General features: G+C 41.3%; 19 protein-coding genes. 14 read left to right on the forward strand and 5 right to left on the reverse strand.

The genetic code is table 11. The features are described 5' to 3' along the window. Positions 1 to 24: 24 nt before the first annotated feature. Positions 25 to 2,148 (forward strand): Tex family protein, encoded by a 2,124-nt coding sequence (locus E4635_RS06975; protein ID WP_135525911.1) that lies wholly within the window; start codon positions 25 to 27, stop codon positions 2,146 to 2,148. Positions 2,149 to 2,219: 71 nt separating this feature from the next. On the opposite strand, the gene tatA is transcribed toward E4635_RS06975, so the two are convergent. Further along, positions 2,220 to 2,399 (reverse strand): twin-arginine translocase TatA/TatE family subunit, encoded by a 180-nt coding sequence (gene tatA / locus E4635_RS06980; protein ID WP_135525912.1) that lies wholly within the window; start codon positions 2,397 to 2,399, stop codon positions 2,220 to 2,222. Between the two features lie 150 nt (positions 2,400 to 2,549). Between tatA and E4635_RS06985 the strand changes: the two genes are divergently transcribed. The 9 genes from E4635_RS06985 to E4635_RS07025 all read left to right on the forward strand — a co-directional run bounded on the left by E4635_RS06985 (position 2,550) and on the right by E4635_RS07025 (position 11,865). Continuing rightward, entirely contained in the window at positions 2,550 to 3,032 is a 483-nt protein-coding gene (locus E4635_RS06985) for a peptidase (protein WP_135525913.1), read from the forward strand. Positions 3,033 to 3,083: 51 nt separating this feature from the next. Further along, complete coding sequence (locus E4635_RS06990; protein WP_135525914.1) at positions 3,084 to 4,577, forward strand: GH3 auxin-responsive promoter family protein; 1,494 nt, start codon at positions 3,084 to 3,086, stop codon at positions 4,575 to 4,577. After that, positions 4,574 to 5,461, forward strand: coding sequence for a carboxypeptidase-like regulatory domain-containing protein (locus E4635_RS06995; protein WP_246020714.1), 888 nt, complete (start codon positions 4,574 to 4,576; stop codon positions 5,459 to 5,461). The genes E4635_RS06990 and E4635_RS06995 overlap by 4 nt, the downstream gene beginning before the upstream one ends. Before the next feature lie 220 nt (positions 5,462 to 5,681). Then, complete coding sequence (locus E4635_RS07000) at positions 5,682 to 7,367, forward strand: DUF6909 family protein (RefSeq protein ID WP_135525915.1); 1,686 nt, start codon at positions 5,682 to 5,684, stop codon at positions 7,365 to 7,367. A gap of 9 nt (positions 7,368 to 7,376) precedes the next feature. Then, complete coding sequence (gene rfbC, locus E4635_RS07005; protein ID WP_135525916.1) at positions 7,377 to 7,928, forward strand: dTDP-4-dehydrorhamnose 3,5-epimerase; 552 nt, start codon at positions 7,377 to 7,379, stop codon at positions 7,926 to 7,928. After that, positions 7,922 to 8,761 carry a dTDP-4-dehydrorhamnose reductase gene (gene rfbD, locus E4635_RS07010; RefSeq protein WP_135525917.1) on the forward strand — a complete coding sequence of 280 codons (840 nt, stop codon included), beginning with the start codon at positions 7,922 to 7,924 and terminating at the stop codon, positions 8,759 to 8,761. The genes rfbC and rfbD overlap by 7 nt, the downstream gene beginning before the upstream one ends. Positions 8,762 to 8,764: 3 nt before the next feature. Continuing rightward, positions 8,765 to 9,748 (forward strand): UDP-glucuronic acid decarboxylase family protein, encoded by a 984-nt coding sequence (locus tag E4635_RS07015; protein WP_135525918.1) that lies wholly within the window; start codon positions 8,765 to 8,767, stop codon positions 9,746 to 9,748. A gap of 6 nt (positions 9,749 to 9,754) precedes the next feature. Next, complete coding sequence (locus E4635_RS07020; RefSeq protein ID WP_135525919.1) at positions 9,755 to 11,113, forward strand: undecaprenyl-phosphate glucose phosphotransferase; 1,359 nt, start codon at positions 9,755 to 9,757, stop codon at positions 11,111 to 11,113. Continuing rightward, on the forward strand, positions 11,113 to 11,865 hold the full coding sequence (locus E4635_RS07025) for a glycosyltransferase family 2 protein (RefSeq protein ID WP_135525920.1): 753 nt from the start codon (positions 11,113 to 11,115) through the stop codon (positions 11,863 to 11,865). The genes E4635_RS07020 and E4635_RS07025 overlap by 1 nt, the downstream gene beginning before the upstream one ends. On the opposite strand, the gene E4635_RS07030 is transcribed toward E4635_RS07025, so the two are convergent. Beyond that, positions 11,862 to 13,199 (reverse strand): phenylacetate--CoA ligase family protein, encoded by a 1,338-nt coding sequence (locus tag E4635_RS07030; protein WP_135525921.1) that lies wholly within the window; start codon positions 13,197 to 13,199, stop codon positions 11,862 to 11,864. The two genes, E4635_RS07025 and E4635_RS07030, sit on opposite strands and share 4 nt — an antisense overlap. A 113-nt stretch (positions 13,200 to 13,312) precedes the next feature. On the opposite strand from E4635_RS07030, the gene purD reads away from it, so the two are divergent. Continuing rightward, entirely contained in the window at positions 13,313 to 14,587 is a 1,275-nt protein-coding gene (purD, locus tag E4635_RS07035) for a phosphoribosylamine--glycine ligase (RefSeq protein WP_135525922.1), read from the forward strand. Here purD and E4635_RS07040 read toward each other — a convergent pair. Beyond that, a complete protein-coding gene (locus E4635_RS07040; RefSeq protein ID WP_135525923.1) occupies positions 14,579 to 14,809 on the reverse strand; it encodes a DUF6341 family protein in 231 nt (76 codons plus the stop codon). The two genes, purD and E4635_RS07040, sit on opposite strands and share 9 nt — an antisense overlap. 46 nt (positions 14,810 to 14,855) lie before the next feature. On the opposite strand from E4635_RS07040, the gene E4635_RS07045 reads away from it, so the two are divergent. Beyond that, positions 14,856 to 15,788: a DUF6427 family protein gene (locus E4635_RS07045; protein WP_135525924.1), complete on the forward strand. Its 933-nt coding sequence runs from the start codon at positions 14,856 to 14,858 to the stop codon at positions 15,786 to 15,788. Here the strand turns inward: E4635_RS07045 and upp are convergent. Further along, the gene (gene upp / locus E4635_RS07050) at positions 15,783 to 16,436 is read right to left on the reverse strand and encodes a uracil phosphoribosyltransferase (protein ID WP_135525925.1); all 654 of its coding nucleotides are present in this window, start codon (positions 16,434 to 16,436) and stop codon (positions 15,783 to 15,785) included. The genes E4635_RS07045 and upp overlap by 6 nt on opposite strands. Positions 16,437 to 16,511: 75 nt before the next feature. On the opposite strand from upp, the gene E4635_RS07055 reads away from it, so the two are divergent. After that, positions 16,512 to 17,117 (forward strand): DUF4254 domain-containing protein, encoded by a 606-nt coding sequence (locus E4635_RS07055; protein WP_135525926.1) that lies wholly within the window; start codon positions 16,512 to 16,514, stop codon positions 17,115 to 17,117. Between the two features lie 12 nt (positions 17,118 to 17,129). Next, a complete protein-coding gene (locus tag E4635_RS07060) occupies positions 17,130 to 18,164 on the forward strand; it encodes a glycosyltransferase family 9 protein (protein WP_135525927.1) in 1,035 nt (344 codons plus the stop codon). A 15-nt stretch (positions 18,165 to 18,179) separates the two neighbouring features. On the opposite strand, the gene E4635_RS07065 is transcribed toward E4635_RS07060, so the two are convergent. Then, positions 18,180 to 19,232 carry a ferredoxin--NADP reductase gene (locus E4635_RS07065; protein ID WP_135525928.1) on the reverse strand — a complete coding sequence of 351 codons (1,053 nt, stop codon included), beginning with the start codon at positions 19,230 to 19,232 and terminating at the stop codon, positions 18,180 to 18,182. Between the last annotated feature and the right edge of the window lie 124 nt (positions 19,233 to 19,356).

A 19,356-nucleotide genomic window follows, 5' to 3' on the forward strand; every position in this document is an offset into this window, starting at 1 on the left:
CATAAGTCAAACAAACCATTTCTAATGACCAGTATAGAATACATCCTGAAGTCTGTTGCCACGGCTTCCAAAAACATAGAAGCCACGCTTCAATTATTGTCAGAAGATTGCACGATCCCTTTCATCGCTCGTTACCGGAAAGATAAGACCGGAAACCTTGATGAGGTTCAGATCGAGCAGATTGCCAAATCCAAAAAGCAGTTTGATGACATTGTAAAACGAAAAGAAAGCATCCTCAAATCAATCGAGGAGCAAAATGCGCTCACGCCCGAATTAGGGCAAAAAATCAGGAACAGTTTCGATTTGCAGGAGCTGGAAGACTTCTACCTGCCGTATAAAAAGAAGAAAAAAACCAAAGCGGACGTTGCCCGTGAAAACGGATTGGAGCCTTTGGCCAAAATAATCATGGGCCAGCGCAACGATGATATCGAATACCTGGCGTCCCAATACCTGAACGATAAAGTAGTCAACGAAGACGATGCCCTGCAAGGAGCACGCGACATTATCGCTGAATGGATCAATGAAAACATCTACATCAGGAAAACACTCAGAAGGGTTTTCCAACGCAAGGCGGTCATTGCTGCCAAAGTGGTAAAAACCAAGAAAGACGATGAAGCGGCGCAAAAATTCTCGCAGTATTTTGACTGGTCCGAGCCATTGTCCAAAACACCTTCGCATCGGTTATTGGCGATGCTCCGTGCCGAAAACGAAGGATTTATCAAACTTTCGGTAGATGTTGAAAAAGAAGAGGCCATCGATTTTATCGAAGAGAATATTATCAAATCGAACAACGATACGACAGAACACCTTCAGCTAGCCATAAAAGACAGTTACAAACGGTTGCTGGAACCGGCAATTTCCAATGAAACGCTCCAGGAAGCCAAGGAAAAAGCGGATATCAATTCGATCCAGGTTTTTGCGGCCAATTTAAGCCAGCTGCTTTTGGCTTCGCCATTGGGGGAAAAAAGAATCCTGGCTCTGGATCCTGGTTTCAGGACAGGCTGCAAAGTGGTGTGCCTGGATGAAAAAGGAGATTTGCTGTATAACGAAACGATTTTTCCGCACGCCCCGCAGAACGAGACAACGATGGCGATGAAAAAAATCCGTTCCATGGTAAACGCATATAATATAGAAGCCATTTCAATTGGAAACGGGACCGCTTCAAGAGAGACGGAATTTTTCATCAAAAAAATAGCTTTTGATAAGCCTGTCCAGGTTTTTGTGGTTTCCGAAGCCGGAGCATCAGTGTATTCCGCCTCCAAAATCGCCAGGGAAGAATTCCCGAATTACGATGTCACTGTCCGCGGTTCGGTTTCTATCGGAAGGCGATTGTCCGACCCGTTGGCCGAATTGGTAAAAATAGATCCAAAATCGATCGGTGTAGGACAATACCAGCACGATGTGGACCAGACCAAATTAAAGGAAGAGCTGGACAATACGGTTATCCGCTGCGTAAACTCGGTAGGGGTCAATATCAACACAGCCAGTAAATCGTTATTGAGCTATGTTTCCGGAATCGGTGAAAAAATGGCGGAAAATATCGTGGCTTTCCGAAGCGAAAACGGCCCGTTCGAAGACCGTAAACAATTAAAAAAAGTACCAAGGCTGGGCGAGAAAGCCTTTCAGCAAGCGGCAGCTTTTATCCGGATACGCGACGCCAAAAACCCGCTGGACAATTCGGCTGTGCATCCCGAAGCGTATGGCATAGTTGAAAAAATGGCCAAAGATTTAGGTATAAAAGTAAACGAACTTATTGCCAATCCGTCCAAAATTTCATTGGTAAAACCGGAAAATTACACCACGGGCGATATTGGGATTTTAGGTTTGAAAGACATTCTCAAGGAATTGGAAAAACCAGGCCTGGATCCGAGGAAAGCTGCAAAAGTGTTTGAGTTTGACCCGAATGTGACTACCATAAAAGATGTGCGTTCGGGCATGATATTACCAGGTATTGTCAATAACATTACAAATTTCGGCTGTTTTGTCGATATCGGGATCAAGGAAAGCGGGCTGGTGCACATTTCGCAGCTCAAGGCCGGTTTTGTTTCGGATGTGAATGAAGTGGTAAAGCTCCACCAGCACGTCCAGGTCAAGGTAACCGAAGTTGACGAAGACCGCAAACGCATCCAATTGAGCATGATCCTCTAAATTAAAAAATCCCAAACGTTACCGGTAACATTTGGGATTTGTATTTTTACCCGAAAACGGGAAAGAGAAATTTATTCCTTAGTTTCTTCCTTTTTTGAATCTGCAGGTTTGTCTTCGCCTTTTGCAGCGTCTTTAAATTCTTTGATTCCGGTTCCTAGACCTTTCATCAATTCCGGAATTTTCTTACCTCCAAAAAGCAATAAAACAATAACCAGTATAACAATAATCTCTGTAGCTCCTAATCTTCCCATAACTTATAAATTCTGCTCGCGCAAGTGTTTAAAAAATATTAAGCAAATATACCAAAGAATTTAACAAACCATTATTTTTTAACGATTTATTATTAGTAGCAAACTAATAAGCCCTTCTAATTCTTATCTTTGTGGGATAGTTTAGTATTTATGTCAGAAAAAAGATTAAAACGAAAAGCGTTCCTAAATAAAATTACCGCCAAAAACAGGCTGGTTATTTTAAATGAAGATACTTTTGAAGAAATTTTTTCTTTCAAACTCAACATTATCAACGTTTTTATTGCTGCGACCATTGGCGCTATTTTCCTGATTTCGGTTACGAGTTACATTATTGCCTTTACGCCGCTGCGGGAATATATTCCGGGATATGCTTCCACAAAATTGAAAAAGGATGCCATCGTTTTGGGCCTGAAATCCGATTCGCTCGAATTTGCCCTGAAAAAGAACGATGCCTATATCCAGTCTGTTAAAAAAGTGCTTACCGGCGATCTGGAATATGCGAAAGTCAACAAGGATTCCATCATGGCTTCTGAATATGTAGATCCTTCCGAATATAATTTCGAAGCTTCGAAAGAAGAATTGGAATTGCGCAAACAGGTTGAGGAAGAAGCCCAGAAAAACAAAAAGAAATAGTCCTTTTCTTAGTTCAATCTAAAATAAATTTCAAAAAACACCTGATCCAGAATGTCCTTAAAAGCATTTTTAGCCAAACAGTTTGCTTCCCGGATGCATCATAAAACGCAAAAATGGGCCCAAAACCCTATTGAAACGCAGCAAAAAATATTCCGCGAATTACTCCATCAGGCAAAAGACACCCAGTTTGGGAAAGACCACCATTTTGACAGCATCAAAACCCATGAGGATTTTACCGCTAATGTTCCGGTGCGGGATTACGAAGCTTTAAAACCGTATGTAGATAAAGTTGTAAAAGGGGAAGGAGATATTCTCTGGAAAGGGAAGCCGTTGTATTTTGCCAAAACTTCAGGGACAACTTCGGGCGCCAAATACATCCCTTTAACGAAAGAATCGATGCCTTTCCACATAGAAGCAGCCCGCAACGCCATTTTGGGATATATACACGAAACCGGCAATGCTGATTTTGTAAACGGAAAAATGATATTCCTGCAGGGAAGCCCGGTTTTGGAAGAAAAAAACGGGATCAAACTAGGCCGTCTTTCCGGGATTGTGGCTCATTTTGTTCCTAAATACCTGCAAAAAAACCGCATGCCTTCCTGGGAAACCAATTGTATTGAAGATTGGGAAACCAAAGTGAATGCCATAGTGGAAGAAACATTCCATGAAAACATGACCGTGATTTCGGGAATTCCTTCCTGGGTGCAGATGTATTTTGAAAAACTCAAGGAGAAAGCCAATAAACCGGTTGGGGACATTTTTAAAAAATTCAATTTATTCATTTACGGCGGTGTCAATTATGAACCGTACCGGGCCAAATTTGAAAACCTGATCGGTAGGAAAGTAGATTCCATCGAATTGTTTCCGGCCTCGGAAGGGTTTTTCGCCTATCAGGATTCCCAAAAAGAAAAAGGAATGCTGTTATTGTTGAATTCCGGGATTTTCTATGAATTTATCAAAGCCGAGGAGTTCTTTGGCCAAAACCCAAAAAGGCACACTATTGGAGAAGTGGAATTGGGCGTAAACTATGTTTTGATCATTTCCACCAATGCCGGGCTCTGGGCCTATAATATTGGCGACACCATCCAGTTTACCAGCGTAAAACCATACAGGATAATTGTTTCCGGACGGATCAAACATTATATTTCGGCCTTTGGCGAGCATGTTATCGGGAAAGAAGTCGAAGCGGCTTTGCAGCAGGCCATGGAAGGAACCCAGGTCCGGATAAACGAATTTACCGTAGCACCGCAAATCAATCCAACCGAAGGACTGCCGTACCACGAATGGTTTATCGAATTTGAAAACGAACCGGAACATCTGGAAACTTTCGCTTTAGCGATTGACAACGCCATGCGCAAGCAAAATGTGTATTACGATGACTTGATTGCAGGTCGTGTGTTGCAAACAGTGGTGGTTTCGAAAGTGGCTGCAAACGGGTTTCAGGAGTATATGAAATCGATCGGGAAACTGGGCGGGCAAAACAAGCTGCCGCGTTTGTCAAACGATCGGGAAATTGCAGACGTATTGCAAAAAGATAACAAATGAGAATGATACAAAAGAGTACGCTACTGTTGTTTTTAGCGGGTTTTTCAATGACGGCCCAAATAAAAGGAACCATAAAAGACAGCCTTTCGGGCAAACCGATACCGTATGTAAATATTTGGGTGGTGAATGAGAATATAGGCACCACATCGGAAGAAAACGGGGAATTTACCCTCAATGTAACCGATAAGGATAAAACGCTTCTTTTTTCGGCTTTAGGATTTGAAAAGAAAACCATCAAAGCTTCCCAGGAGATGAAAGTGGCCCTCAAACCAATTGCCTATCAGTTGGATGAGGTTGTGGTCGCCCCGCAAAGGCTCGAAACCAAAGAACAGGAAATCGGGCAAACGGAAAATAAAATCTACCAGGCTTTTGACAACGGTCCCAGGATTGACACGAAATATTTCCCGTACAATAGCACGTACCGCAAAACAAGGTTCATCAAGCAGGTTTCGATCCAAACCGACAGCAAAATAACGGATGCGATCCTTAAAATCCATTTTTACGGTGTTGATCCGAATGGTTACCCGGGAGAAGAATTGTTAGACAAGGATTTTATCGTGACGGTAAAAAAAGGCGTGAGGAAAAACACCTTCGATGTTACGGAACTGAACTTGACAATACCTAAAAAAGGGTTGTTTGTAGGGTTTGAAAAACTGATAATCGAGAGAAACAAAACCGAAAAAACAGTCACCGACCTCAATACCAATAAAACACAAATACAAAAAGCCTATGCTCCATTTGTTTTGTACGGAAGGACGGAAAGAACGTTTTTATTCACGTTTTCCGGCGGCAAATGGATCAAGAAAACAAAATCGGATACGGAAGATCCCCAACAGAGGATAAAGATATCGGAACCAGCCATAAACCTGGTACTTACCAACTAGGAAAACCCATATTCTTTATAGTAAAGAACGAATCAATACATTTTAAAGCTGTCATTACCGACAGCTTTTTTTATAGGCGGATGTGTTCATTTCAAACAAATTGGAACAAAAACCATAAAAACACATGCATAATATAACAATTTTTAAACCTGCCAAAGGGATAATCCACACCAACTAAAAAATAAAAACCTTACCTTTGTGGGTTATAAAATAAAATTTAATGAAGGAAATTAAAAACATTTCGCGCTCAAGAGCGCAAGAATCGTCGGCAGCTATCGAACGATTGTACATTACCATGAGGCATTTATTCAACAGAGGTTTTTACAAACCGATGGGTGTTTCGGGTGAAACTTTAAGAGAAGCCTTATTGGCATTGCGACCAGAAATTTATGGTTCCATTGCCGATGAAAAAGTAGAATTGAACGGGTTGCTGTACGTTATCGAGCGTTTACCTGTCGGGATTGAAGAATGCCGTTACATCAACCTTACTTCAGATGAAGGGTATTCAAATTCACATTTCCAGGCGATTGTCCCGCCAAAAAGAAGAAGGAACTGTTACCGCATTGATGATGAACAGATGAATGTCGAGATTACCCGCGGGCGTTCGGACATTTACGATATATTGACGCACCTGACCTTTATTTTCATCGAATCGCACAAAATCAAGAACAGGGTACTGATCGATGATGAAGGATCGGTTTCCCGCGATTGGCAGAAACTGGAGCAGGCAGCACTTCAAAGTAAAAAATTAAGCCTGGTAGACAGGGAAATAGCCATTTCACATGCGGCAAATATTTTAGGAAGGACTTTTGCTGAGGTTAAAGATATTTATGAGGATTTCGGCAATGCTTCGGCACCGGACCGTTTCCTGCATATCGTATATTGGTTAGGAAAACTCGCCATTGAGGAAGTGGTCGAAAACAACAAGCGTACCATTACCTTCAGCCCTATTTTAAGAGAGCGCCTCGGGCATCACATCCATGGCGAAATGTGGGCAAACGACATCAAGGAAGTTTTAAAGAAAAACGACTTACTGTCCAGGCCAATCCACATTATCAGTGCCAATATGCACAGTGTGATGAATTCCATTTTTGCGACCCATGTCTTAAAAACGAAATTCAAAGACAAATCGGATTTTGTCATTTACGAAGAATTGAGTAAGTCCGGAGCGAATGATCTCCGTGATAAAGTTTCAGCTTTTGCGGTAAACCACGGTATGATTTCATTGCCGGATACTTCCGGGACCAATATTGATGTCCAGATTTTCGATACAGCTAAAATCGATTGGGCAAAATCAGCGTTTCCAAAGGCTAAAATCGATTCTTCCGCACCGGTTTTAATCGTTATGGATTATGCATTCGGGGAACAGGCTTTTGAAACCATTGACGAATTATTGAAACCTTATAAAGTAAACAAAACCAAAACATTATTGAATGTTGAATCGGTTTCCATTATGGGGAAAGCCGGAATCCTTGAAGGCGGGAAAGGGGATATCATGATCCCGAATGCCCACGTCAATGAAGGAACCGCTGATAATTACCCTTTCCATAACGAGTTGTCTGCCGCCATGTTTGAAGGAAACGGCATCCCGGTTTATGCAGGGCCTATGATTACCGTTTTGGGGACATCGCTTCAAAACAGGGAGCTGCTGAAATTTTTCCACGAATCCACATGGGAAGCTATCGGCCTGGAAATGGAAGGCGCGTATTATCAAAAAGCCATCCAATCGGCATCTAGGATCAGGAAAAGCATCAATCCGGATGTAAAAGTCCGCTATGCGTATTATGCTTCTGATAACCCTTTGGAAACAGGAAGCACACTGGCATCTGGAGGTTTGGGCACGACAGGGGTTAAGCCAACTTATTTGATTACCATAAAAATATTAGAACAAATTTTCAACGCATAATTATTTTCAATGCATTTTACTGAAACCAATTTAAAAGGCTGCTTTATTTTAGAACCGAAGCTTTTCCATGATGACCGAGGGTTTTTTATGGAAAGTTTTAACGAAAATACCTTTGAGAAAGGAGTGGGCCAAAAGGTTCATTTCGTCCAGGACAACCAGTCCTTTTCATCCAAAGGCGTTTTGCGTGGCTTACATTATCAAACCGGGGAACACGCCCAGGCGAAATTGGTAAGGGTGCTTAGCGGCGAAGTATTGGATGTTGCTGTCGATATGAGGCCGGAATCGCCTACATACGGGCAGTCGTTTTCGATACTTTTAACCGGGGAAAACCAAAAGCAGCTGTTCATCCCGAGAGGGTTTGCCCATGGGTTTTTAGTGATGAGTGAAAAAGCGGTTTTCTTTTACAAATGCGATAATTTTTACAATAAAGAGTCGGAAGGTGGTGTGATTTACAACGACCCGGCTTTACATATTGACTGGCAGTTTTCTGAAAAAGAATTGATCATTTCCGAAAAAGATGCTGTTTTGCCCACATTGGAAAACGCTAAAAAGGTATGGTAATCTTAGTAACAGGAGCATCAGGGCAATTAGGCCAGGCTTTACGGCACATAGCCCCTAATTATGATGGCTTGCAGTTTGTTTTTGCTTCTTCGGAGGATTTGGATATTACCAACCAGGACAAGGTGGCTCATTTTTTTGAAAATCAGAAAATAGATTTTTGCATTAATACGGCGGCCTATACGGCAGTGGACAAGGCAGAAACGGAAATTGAAAAGGCTCAGGCCGTTAATGTTTCCGGCCCGAAAAACCTGGCGGTTGCCTGCAGGAAGCACGATGTGACATTGATCCATATCTCGACTGATTTTGTTTTTGACGGATCAGCGGTAAAACCCTATTCCGAAACGGATCCAACCAATCCGATTGGAGTATACGGCAAAACAAAACTGGAAGGAGAACAGGCGGTGGCCGCTAATTGTGAGAAGTTCTTTATCATCAGGACTTCATGGGTGTATTCTCAATTTGGGAATAATTTCATGAAAACAATGCTACGGCTTGCTTCAGAAAGGGATAGCCTGAATGTGGTATCGGACCAAATAGGAACGCCCACAAATGCCGTGGATTTAGCTGAAGCACTGTTGTCTGTCGTGACAAGTGGCAGCCATGATTTCGGGATTTACAATTTCAGTAATGAAGGAACGGCAAGCTGGTATGATTTTGCCAGGGAAATCTTCCGCCAGAACGGAATTAGTATCGAAGTCAATCCAATTCCGACCGAGGCTTTTCCCACACCGGCAAAAAGGCCCAAATATAGCGTCCTGGACAAATCGAAAATAAAAAACAGTTTTAAAATAGCAATAAAAAGCTGGGAAACGGCTTTACAACAAACAATATAAGGAATGAAAAGAATATTAATAACAGGAGCTGCGGGATTTTTGGGATCTCATTTATGCGATAGGTTTATCAAAGAAGGATACCATGTAATTGGGATGGATAACCTGATTACCGGCGATTTGAAGAATATTGAGCATCTTTTCAAGTTGGCTAATTTCGAATTTTATAACCACGATATTTCAAAATTCGTCCATGTTCCGGGACATCTGGATTACATATTGCATTTTGCTTCGCCTGCAAGCCCTATCGATTATTTAAAAATTCCAATCCAAACTCTTAAGGTAGGTTCTTTAGGGACGCACAACCTGTTGGGTCTGGCAAGGGTTAAAAAAGCAAGGATTTTGATTGCTTCCACGTCTGAAGTATATGGTGATCCATTGGTGCATCCGCAAACGGAAGATTATTTCGGGAACGTAAATACCATAGGCCCTCGCGGGGTTTATGATGAAGCAAAACGTTTTCAGGAATCCATCACAATGGCCTATCACCGTTTCCATGGTTTGGAGACCCGCATCGTGAGGATTTTCAACACGTACGGGCCAAGGATGAGGCTCAATGACGGCCGCGTAATTCCTGCTTTTATTGGCCAGGCGCTGCGAGGCGAGGATTTGACTATCTTCGGGGACGGGATGCAAACCCGATCGTTCTGTTATGTAGACGATCAGGTGGAAGGCATCTTCAGATTGTTGCATTCCGATTATTCAGGTCCGGTAAACATTGGTAATCCGGATGAAATTACGATAAAGGATTTTGCAGAAGAAATTATAAAACTAACAGGTACCAACCAAAAAATTGTCTACCATCCTTTGCCGGAAAACGATCCGTTGCAACGCCAGCCGGATACCACAAGAGCAAAAGAACTATTAGGGTGGGAGGCCAAAGTTTCCCGTTCGGAAGGTATGAAAATTACCTACGAATATTTCAAATCATTGCCACAGGAAGAACTTTTAAAGGAAGAACATAAGGATTTTTCAGGGTTTATCCATTAACAGAACATGACCAAAGGAAGGTATTCAAAATACTTACGCCCCATAAGTATCACAATCGATTGTGTTTTACTGCTGATTTTAGCCAATTTTTTTCTAAAAGGATTTGCTTCACATTTGCTGTATTTTATGGTGTACCAAATTGTCTCCTGGTGCGTTTTGGCCTATTTTACGAACTTTTACGAAGTATACCGCTTTACAAAACCGGTCGAGATTATGACGATGCTCTTCCGGCAGCTGTTTTTATTCATGCTGATTGTTATGGCTTTTTTCTCCATAACACGGGAAATTATCTTGAGTTTCAAACTGTTATTGTATTATTTCGGGTTTTCGTTCATATACATTACGCTTTTTAAAGGATTGTTATTTTATTACCTGAAAAAATACCGGATTGTCCTGGGCGGAAATTACAGGAACGCGATCATTATCGGTTATACCGAAAGCTCGCAGAACCTGAGGCATTTGTTTCAGACCAGGCCGGATTACGGCTATCATTTCAAAGGTTTTTTCTCGGATAAAATTTCCAATGAAGAAATAAAAGGAGGGATTTCCGAAATCCAGAAATTTGTTTTGGAAAACAAGATCGATGATATCTACTGCGCTTTGGAGGAATTGTCCGGAGACCAGCTGAAAGAATTGGTCGAATTTACCGATTACCATAAAAAAACGATCAAGTTTATTCCGGAAGCCAATGAGATTTACGCCAAAAACCTAAAGATCGATTATTACGAATTCTTCCCGATTTTATCCTTAAAAAGAACACCGTTAAACGAGCCGCTGCTCAAATTTGTCAAGCGGTTGTTCGACATTTTATTCTCTTTGTTCATCATCCTTTTCATCCTTTCCTGGCTCATCCCGATCATCGCTATCTTAATTAAGCTCGAATCCAAAGGCCCGGTTTTTTTCAAACAGGGAAGGCCCGGACTAGACGAGAATGAGTTTTATTGCTATAAATTCCGTTCGATGAGGATTAACAACAAAACGGAAGAATCTGTTGTAAAAAACGATCCGAGAGTCACTAAAATTGGGACTTTTCTCAGAAAAACAAGTTTTGATGAAATGCCGCAATTTTTTAATGTATTCATCGGAGATATGTCTATCGTGGGGCCAAGGCCACATTTATGGGCGCACAACAATGAGTACAGAAGCAAAATAAAAAAATACAACTTCAGGCTGCACATAAAGCCCGGAATTACAGGATTGGCACAGGTTAAAGGGTTTCGGGGAGAAATCGAATCCGATGACGAAATGTTCCACAGGATAAAATACGACTTGTTTTACATCGAGAACTGGTCATTGCTTTTAGACATCAAAATTATCGTCCTTACAGTCATCAACATTTTTAAAGGACAAGAAAAAGCCTATTAATGAGCGAAACGGTTTCCATTATCACGCCTACTTTTAATTCGGCAAAATACATCGCCGAAACCATACAATCCGTCCAGAAGCAAACCTATTCCAACTGGGAAATGATTATTGTGGACGATGGTTCCAAAGATACCACTGTCGGGATCATCCAGAATTTCATGGAAGACGACCACAGGATCCATTTAATCCAGCTCCATAAAAATTCGGGGCCGGCCAAAGCAAGGAATGAAGGAATCGAAAAAGCGCAAGGGGATTACATGACTTTCCTCGATGCTGACGACATCTGGTTTCCGGATTTTATCGCAAGCAGTATCCAGGCTATCCGGCAAACAGGGATCCATTTTGTGTTTTCCTCCTATAAGCGTTCCAACGAAAACCTGGAATTTGTGTATTCCGATTTCATCGTTCCGCAAAAAGTTACCTATACCGATATTTTAAAAACAAATTCCATAAGTTGTCTAACGGCTTTTGTCGATATCAGGACTTTGGGGAAAAAGACCATGCCGGAAATATTCAAAAGGCAGGATATGGGATTGTGGCTGAAATACCTCAAGGAAATACCATTTGCTTACGGTATTCAGGAACCGAAGGCAATTTACCGCATCCGGGAAAATTCATTGTCCAGGAATAAATCCAAACTCTTGAAATACCAATGGCAGTTTTACCGCGAGGTTGAAAAGTTAACTATAGTACAGTCAATATATTACATGGCACACTGGATGTACCGCGGATTTATGAAATACCGGAACTAAAGAGACGATTGGAATTGTTTTAATTTTCCCCGTAAGGTCCTTTCCAGGATTTCTTTACGGTGGTAGGTAAAATGAAGCCCTGGTTCCAGGTATTTGTCAATTGCTTCCTGGATTTTTTGTATCTGAGGTGCGGTCAGTTCTATTTCGCTGACATAATCGATCTCAAAAGTATCCGTTTTTACCTGCCGGATGATAAATTCCTTTACATTCCCGTCATCTTCAATAATGCTTTTGGTCACATAATAAAAAGTAAGCCCCGGCGATTTTTTCCCGCTTGGCAATACGGCAATATCATTGGTGCGGCCCAAAAGTTGTTTCAGGATTGGTTTTTTCCAGGTGCTTTTTTCGTCCAAAACCCCAATATCGCCAATATCGTACCGGATAAAAGGATGCGCTTTGTTGTACAAGGAAGTGATGACCACACGGCCTTCTTTTCCGTGGGGAACAGGTTGGTTGTTTTCGTCTAGGATTTCTACAAACAGGGTTTCAGCATTGACAAGCCATTCGTTTTTAGTGTTTTGGAAAGCGATCAAATCCAATTCGGATGCTCCATATTCATTCACAACCGGAATACCGAATTGTTTTTCCATCAGGATTTTGTCTTCCTCGAAAAGCATTTCGGAAGTGACCATACATACTTTAAGCGATGGGCAAATGTCTTTTAAAATAATGTTTTTCGACTGTAAAAATTTGGCAAACAAAACGATAGAGCTCGTATAACCATTAATGTAGTCAAACTTTTTGGCCCGGAAGTGTTTTAATACTTTTTCCAGGAAAAAATCGGAGAGGTCAAAAATCGGGAAACGGAAACGCTGCCCTAAAAAATCCTTCAAACGTTCTTTTTGGTATCCTAAAAAATCGAGCGGTATGCCATAAAAACGGGCTTGGTACGAGCGGTTAAAATCAATCCCGTACCAGCCGAAACGATAAATTATCGAAGCCCAGGTCAGGGCATGAGCTTCTTTGTCCTTGGCAAAAATAAACGGATCGCCGCTGGAACCGGAGGTTTTGTTTACAAAGACCGTTTTAGGAGTATATCCTTTGGAAAGCCTTTCTGCCAGGGGTTTCTGCAAATCTTTTTTAGTGAGGACCGGTAAATCGTTCCAGTGCTTCGTGAAGTCGCCATCCGAGTTCAGGTCCAGGTTTTTGGCAAGGACCAATGACTGGTAAAACGGATTGTTTTTCAGGTGGAAAGCCACAATTTTTCCCCGGCAGGATTCGGTAAATTCCTGGTAACCTCCTTCAGGAACAGCCAGGATCGAATCAAAAATCCTGGTAGCTTCCTTCATCTGGAAACCATTTAATTTTAGCGATAAATCAAATAATCGGAACACGGGATAAAAATTTATTCAAAAATAAGAAAAACCAGCCGCACATTCTGTATAAAAATTTCCCTAATAGATTTAAACGAACTATTTTTGCAACTCAAAACAAACACAACTACACAATGACAATCTTATTACTTGGTTCAGGCGGAAGAGAACATGCTTTAGCTTGGAAAATGCTTCAAAGCCCACAATGCGAAACACTTTTTGTAGCACCCGGAAATGCAGGAACGGCCGAAATAGCGACTAACGTTTCGGTAAACCCTACAGATTTTGAAGCCGTGAAAACATTCGTCCTGCAGAACCAGGTAAACATGGTTGTGGTAGGTCCTGAAGATCCTTTGGTACTCGGGATTTACGATTTCTTCAAAAATGATTCCCAAATACAGCATATTCCTGTAATCGGGCCATCGAAAACCGGTGCCCAATTGGAAGGAAGCAAAGAATTTGCCAAAGAATTCCTGGTAAGGCATGCAATACCAACAGCCCGTTACCAGAGTTTTACCAAAGACACGGTGGAGGCCGGTTGCGAATTCTTGACCACGCTTGAGGCACCTTATGTATTGAAAGCGGACGGCCTGGCTGCCGGAAAAGGCGTCCTGATTTTGCAGGATTTGGCCGAAGCTCAACAGGAATTGCGCAACATGCTGGTGGATGCTAAATTTGGCGATGCTTCTTCAAAAGTAGTGATCGAGGAGTTTTTGGACGGAATCGAGCTGAGCTGTTTTGTTTTGACCGACGGGAAAAATTATAAAATCCTGCCAACGGCCAAAGATTACAAACGCATTGGCGAAGGAGATACCGGTTTGAATACCGGTGGGATGGGAGCGGTTTCCCCGGTTCCGTTTGCGGATACCGTTTTGATGGAAAAAATCGAAACCAGGATTGTAAAACCAACTATTGACGGTTTGCAAAAAGACAATATAGAATACAAAGGATTCGTTTTCATAGGGCTTATTAATGTAAAAGGGGAGCCGATGGTCATTGAGTACAATGTCCGAATGGGCGATCCCGAAACAGAAGTGGTCATGCCAAGGATAACATCAGACCTGGTAGCCATGTTCCAGGCTGTAGCCGATCAGAAACTGGATGGATTCCAGTTGGAAATCGATCCAAGAAGCGCTACTACGATTATGGTTGTTTCCGGCGGGTATCCGGAAGAATATGAAAAAGGGAAAGTAATTACAGGATTGGAAAACGTCCAGGATTCTATTGTTTTCCATGCTGGGACAAAACTGCAGGACGGAAGTGTTGTGACGAACGGTGGAAGGGTGCTGGCGGTGACTTCATATGGGAATGATTTCCAGGAAGCCATAAAAAAATCTTATCAAAACATAAACAAGTTACATTTTGATAAGATGTATTTTAGAAAAGATATCGGTTTCGACTTACTTTAAAAAAGAGTGAGCTGTCGTATCCTGATATTCGTCGTCGTTGTCTTTATGAAGTTTTAGTTGTTTGATCCAGTACCAGGTATAGTAACAACAAATTGCCATAAAGCCCCATGAGATAATATTGGCGATCCACCAGTTAACCAGTTCTTCAGAACGTAAAACATCGTGGAGAGCAAAAAGAATATTTTCAAAAAGCCACTGTATTCCTTCAAAAAATGATTTCATCTTTTATATGTATTATATTTACAGGACAAAAATATAAAATATACTCATGATAACAAGCGTTTTTAGTAAATCTAGGCCAATAAATTATATTTTGATAACCTCATTGCTGGTGGTTTGCTTTATGCTTTACCAGTTTCAGTCTAATTTCAACACGATAACCCCATTGGAAATAGGCAAAAAGGTGGTCTTGCTGTTCTTGCTTATCGGTTCTTTGTTCATTACGAATTTTATTACCAAGAAAAACGGATTGAGCAAGGACAACAGTTATACCTTTTTGCTGTTTTTCGTTTTTTTCATACTGTTTCCCAAAACGTTGTCCAACGGAGGGCTTATCTTATCCAATGTTTTTATTTTATTGGCTTTGAGAAGGCTTATTTCGATGCAGTCGCTCATTACCCCGAAAGAAAAGATTTTTGATGCTTCCCTCTGGATTTTTATGGCGGCCTTATTTCATTTTTGGAGTATCCTGTTTATAGTGTTGGTATTTGTATCGATTATTTTCCATGTATCGAGGGATTACAGGAATTGGATAATACCTTTTATCGCTTTTTTTGCAATCATCATCATTACGCTTTTGTTTTCGTTGATGTTCGATCCTGGTTTTATCCCGAATTACATCAATCAGATCGCCATCGATTTTGACCTGAAGTACATAGAAAACATCTTTCAGAATATTGCCTTGACCATTTATATTATTACGGCTTTGGTGGCTTTTGTAACAATGCTCCTGATCTTGACCAATAAATCCCTGAACCTGCAGTCGTCCTACAAGAAGATCATTTTTGCGTTTATCATCGGATTGGTGATTTTCTTTATTTCGCCCAATAAGGACAACAGTTACCTTATTTTTACTTTCGTACCGGTCTCCATCATGCTGACCAATTACCTGGAAACCATTGATAAATACTGGATTAAAGAAAGTATTTTAGGCATAATCATCCTGGCAAGTTTTATTACTTACATCCTTCAGCTGCTATAATTTGCTGCCATATGCCAAATCTCCGGCATCGCCCAATCCCGGGACGATGTAGTTTTTCTCGTTGAGTTTTTCATCCAGGGCAGCGACCCATAAATGACAATTGTCCGGCAGGTTTTTTTCAAGGAAGGCAATTCCTTCCGGTGCAGCAATCACAACGGCAATATGGATTTCTTTAGGGGTTTCTTCGGTATGCAGTTTGTTAAAAACAGCCACAAGCGATTGCCCGGTAGCTAACATGGGGTCGATCAGGATGAGGTTTTTGCCTTCAAAGGAAGGAGCCGCCTGGTATTCGACCAAAATATCAAAGGCATCGTCGTTATTGTAATGGTGCCGGTAAGCGGAAACAAAACCGTTTTCAGCGTCGTCAAAAAAATTCATAAAACCCTGGTGCAAGGCCAGGCCGGCCCTTAAAATAGAGCACAAAACAACATTGTCCGCAACCGTGGTGGTGTGTTTTATTCCTATAGGAGTCTGGACTTCAATGGCTTTATATTCGAGTGTTTTGCTCAATTCATAGGCCATGATTTCACCAATACGCTCAATGTTTTTGCGAAAACGCATGCTGTCTTTCTGGATATTTATATCGCGGATCTGTGCTAAAAAATGGTTCAGGATACTGTTTTGCTCAGAAATGTAGTGGATATGCATCAGAATTAATATTTAGAATTTCAGGCTAAAAGTACAAAAAAACGCTATTTTTGTAGAAATAAAATACACGAAACTATGTTTGCAGAATTTGCATTTCCCATTTTTGAACGAAGCATTGCTGACTATCATATCATTGATGATGTATACCAACCGACCTTAAATCCTTACGAAAAAGGTTCCATAGAATATTTATTATACGCCAAAAACTGGGTAGATACGGTTCAATGGCATTATGAGGATATCATCCGTGACCCGCAAATCGATCCGGTTGCTGCCTTGGATTTAAAACGAAAAATCGATGCTTCAAACCAGGTCCGTACGGATATGGTGGAATTTATCGATAGTTATTTCCTTCAAAAACACAAAGATGTACAAGTGAAGCCAAATGCAAAGATCAATACCGAAAGCCCGGCTTGGGCCATTGACCGTTTGTCTATTTTGGCACTGAAAATATACCACATGAGCGAAGAGGCAAACAGAGCCGAAGCCACCGCGGAGCACAGGGCAAAATGCCAGGAAAAACTAAACGTCCTGTTAGACCAGAAAAGCGATATGTTTACCTCTATCAGTGATTTACTGACCGATATCGAAAACGGTGACAAATACATGAAAGTATACAAACAGATGAAAATGTACAACGATGACGATTTAAACCCGGTGTTGTACCAAAATAAAAAATAGGCTTCTTTTTAGATGTCAGCAATACAACATATTGGCGTTATAAGGCTTTCAGCCATGGGAGATGTCGCAATGACGGTTCCCGTACTGAGAGCTTTTTCTTTGCGTTATCCCCAAACGAAAATCACAGTCGTTTCAAGGCCTTTTTTCCGACCTTTTTTTGATGGGATCCCGAACCTGCATTTTTTTGCGGTAGATCTTACCAAACGACACAAAGGTTTCGTAGGCCTGGTCCGGTTATTTTCGGATTTGCGCAAGCTGGGCATCGATGCCATTGCAGACCTGCATAACGTGCTGCGTTCTAAAATAGTCCGGAACCTTTTCGCCTTGAGCGGAAAAAAAACTGCTTTTACAGATAAAGGCCGCGCAGGTAAAAAAGCACTGACCAGAGAGAACAACAAAATTTTCAAACCGGTAAAAACAATGTTTGAAAGGCATTGTGACACTTTTGCTTCGTTAGGTTTCCCGATAGAATTTTCCCATCCGGTTTTCCCTGAAAAAGCAATCCTGTCGGAAGCAATCAAGGCATTTACCGGGCAAAAAGATGAAAAATGGATCGGAATTGCCCCTTTTGCCCAATATGAAAGCAAAGTATACCCGAAAGATTTGATGCAGGAAGTCATTGATGGGCTGTCAGAAACAAATGCCAGGATTTTTCTCTTTGGAGGCGGGGAAAAGGAGATCCAACAGTTAAACCAATTCAAAGGTTCTCATGAAAATGTCGTGGTAATGGCCGGGAAACTAAAATTCCGGGAAGAACTGGATTTGATTTCCAACCTGGACCTTATGCTAAGCATGGATTCCGGGAACGCGCATATTGCCGCCATGCTGGGAGTCAATGTGATTACGCTTTGGGGAGCCACTCATCCGTTTGCCGGATTTGCTCCTTTTTTCCAGCCTTTGGAAAACTGCATCACATCCGATAGAATAAAATACCCAAAACTGCCAACCTCGGTTTACGGCAACAAAAAGGTCGAAGGCTACCAGGATGCCATGCGGACAATCTTGCCGCAAAGCATTTTGGATACAATAAAAAAGGAGCTTCAGTAGCTCCTTTTCTGTATATTATACATCATCATAATCGACATAAATTTCGGCGGAAGTCGGATGCGCCTGACAAGTTAAAATCAATCCTTCGGCAATTTCATCATCGGATAGGATGGAATTCTTTCTCATTTCGGCCGTACCTTTGGTGACACGGGCCAGGCAACTGCTGCAAATTCCTCCCTGGCAGGAATACGGTGCGTCAAGTCCTTGTTTAAGAGCTGCTTCCAGTAATGTTTGTTTGGAAGACATTTCAAAAGTCGCTTCATCACCATCAACCATCACCGTTATTTTGGCATGTTCCGCTTTGCTGGTATCGATCGGTTTTTCTGTTTTGGAAGCAGAAAACAATTCGAATTTGATGTCTTTTTCAGCAATATTTTTTTCTTTCAGCACATCGCTTACTGTATTGATCATTTCTTCCGGACCGCACAAATAGAATTTCGAAAATTCCTTCTCGGCATGTTTGTTGTTTAAAACAAAATTAACCACAGATTTGTCAATCCTGCCAAAAAGCGCCTCATCGGCTTTGGACTGGCTGTATACGAAATGCACAAAAAAACGGCCCAGGTATTGTTGCTGCAAATGGATCAATTGATCGTGGAAGATGGTTTCCTCAGGAGATTTATTCCCAAAACACAATACAAACGAACTGTTTGGTTCTTGTTTCAAAACCGATTGCAGTATAGACATGATAGGGGTAATCCCGCTGCCTGCGGCAAACGCCATGTAATTTTTCTGTTTTTCAGGATGCGGTTCAAAAGTAAATTTGCCTTCCGGCACACCTACTTCGATAACATTGCCGACTGCCAGTTTTTCGTTGGCAAATTTTGAAAAATTCCCATATTTTACAGCTTTAATGGCAACTCTTAATTCATCGCTGTTAGGAGCGGAACATATGGAATATGCCCGGCGGATTTCTTCACCGTCCAGGGTAAGTTTCAAATTCACATATTGTCCGGCCGTAAATTTGTAAAAATCTTTAAATTCGTCTGGGATATTAAAAACAACGGAAACGGCTTGCGGTGTTTCCCTTTTGATTTCTTTTATGGATAATTTATAGAATGTTGACATATATTATTCTTTTCAGCAAAATTAACAAACGAGGGTGACATATTTAAAATTAAAAAATACTTTCTTTTCAGGAATTTCAAAAAGAAACGTACTTTTACGAGTTATAATACTAAAAATACTATTT

Source organism: Flavobacterium humi (genome assembly GCF_004745595.1).
GTDB classification, from domain to species: Bacteria; Bacteroidota; Bacteroidia; order Flavobacteriales; family Flavobacteriaceae; genus Flavobacterium; species Flavobacterium humi.

Excerpts from the sequence above, each read along its gene's own strand:
- E4635_RS06995 (WP_246020714.1), top strand. The coding sequence starts at position 4,574 with ATGAGAATGATACAAAAGAGTACGCTACTGTTGTTTTTAGCGGGTTTT.
- E4635_RS07000 (WP_135525915.1), top strand. The coding sequence starts at position 5,682 with ATGAAGGAAATTAAAAACATTTCGCGCTCAAGAGCGCAAGAATCGTCG.
- E4635_RS07060 (WP_135525927.1), top strand. The coding sequence starts at position 17,130 with ATGTCAGCAATACAACATATTGGCGTTATAAGGCTTTCAGCCATGGGA.
- E4635_RS06975 (WP_135525911.1), top strand. The coding sequence starts at position 25 with ATGACCAGTATAGAATACATCCTGAAGTCTGTTGCCACGGCTTCCAAA.
- rfbC (WP_135525916.1), top strand. The coding sequence starts at position 7,377 with ATGCATTTTACTGAAACCAATTTAAAAGGCTGCTTTATTTTAGAACCG.
- tatA (WP_135525912.1), bottom strand. The coding sequence starts at position 2,399 with ATGGGAAGATTAGGAGCTACAGAGATTATTGTTATACTGGTTATTGTT.
- E4635_RS07015 (WP_135525918.1), top strand. The coding sequence starts at position 8,765 with ATGAAAAGAATATTAATAACAGGAGCTGCGGGATTTTTGGGATCTCAT.
- E4635_RS06985 (WP_135525913.1), top strand. The coding sequence starts at position 2,550 with ATGTCAGAAAAAAGATTAAAACGAAAAGCGTTCCTAAATAAAATTACC.
- rfbD (WP_135525917.1), top strand. The coding sequence starts at position 7,922 with ATGGTAATCTTAGTAACAGGAGCATCAGGGCAATTAGGCCAGGCTTTA.
- E4635_RS06990 (WP_135525914.1), top strand. The coding sequence starts at position 3,084 with ATGTCCTTAAAAGCATTTTTAGCCAAACAGTTTGCTTCCCGGATGCAT.
- E4635_RS07055 (WP_135525926.1), top strand. The coding sequence starts at position 16,512 with ATGTTTGCAGAATTTGCATTTCCCATTTTTGAACGAAGCATTGCTGAC.
- E4635_RS07045 (WP_135525924.1), top strand. The coding sequence starts at position 14,856 with ATGATAACAAGCGTTTTTAGTAAATCTAGGCCAATAAATTATATTTTG.
- E4635_RS07040 (WP_135525923.1), bottom strand. The coding sequence starts at position 14,809 with ATGAAATCATTTTTTGAAGGAATACAGTGGCTTTTTGAAAATATTCTT.
- E4635_RS07065 (WP_135525928.1), bottom strand. The coding sequence starts at position 19,232 with ATGTCAACATTCTATAAATTATCCATAAAAGAAATCAAAAGGGAAACA.
- E4635_RS07025 (WP_135525920.1), top strand. The coding sequence starts at position 11,113 with ATGAGCGAAACGGTTTCCATTATCACGCCTACTTTTAATTCGGCAAAA.
- purD (WP_135525922.1), top strand. The coding sequence starts at position 13,313 with ATGACAATCTTATTACTTGGTTCAGGCGGAAGAGAACATGCTTTAGCT.
- E4635_RS07020 (WP_135525919.1), top strand. The coding sequence starts at position 9,755 with ATGACCAAAGGAAGGTATTCAAAATACTTACGCCCCATAAGTATCACA.
- upp (WP_135525925.1), bottom strand. The coding sequence starts at position 16,436 with ATGCATATCCACTACATTTCTGAGCAAAACAGTATCCTGAACCATTTT.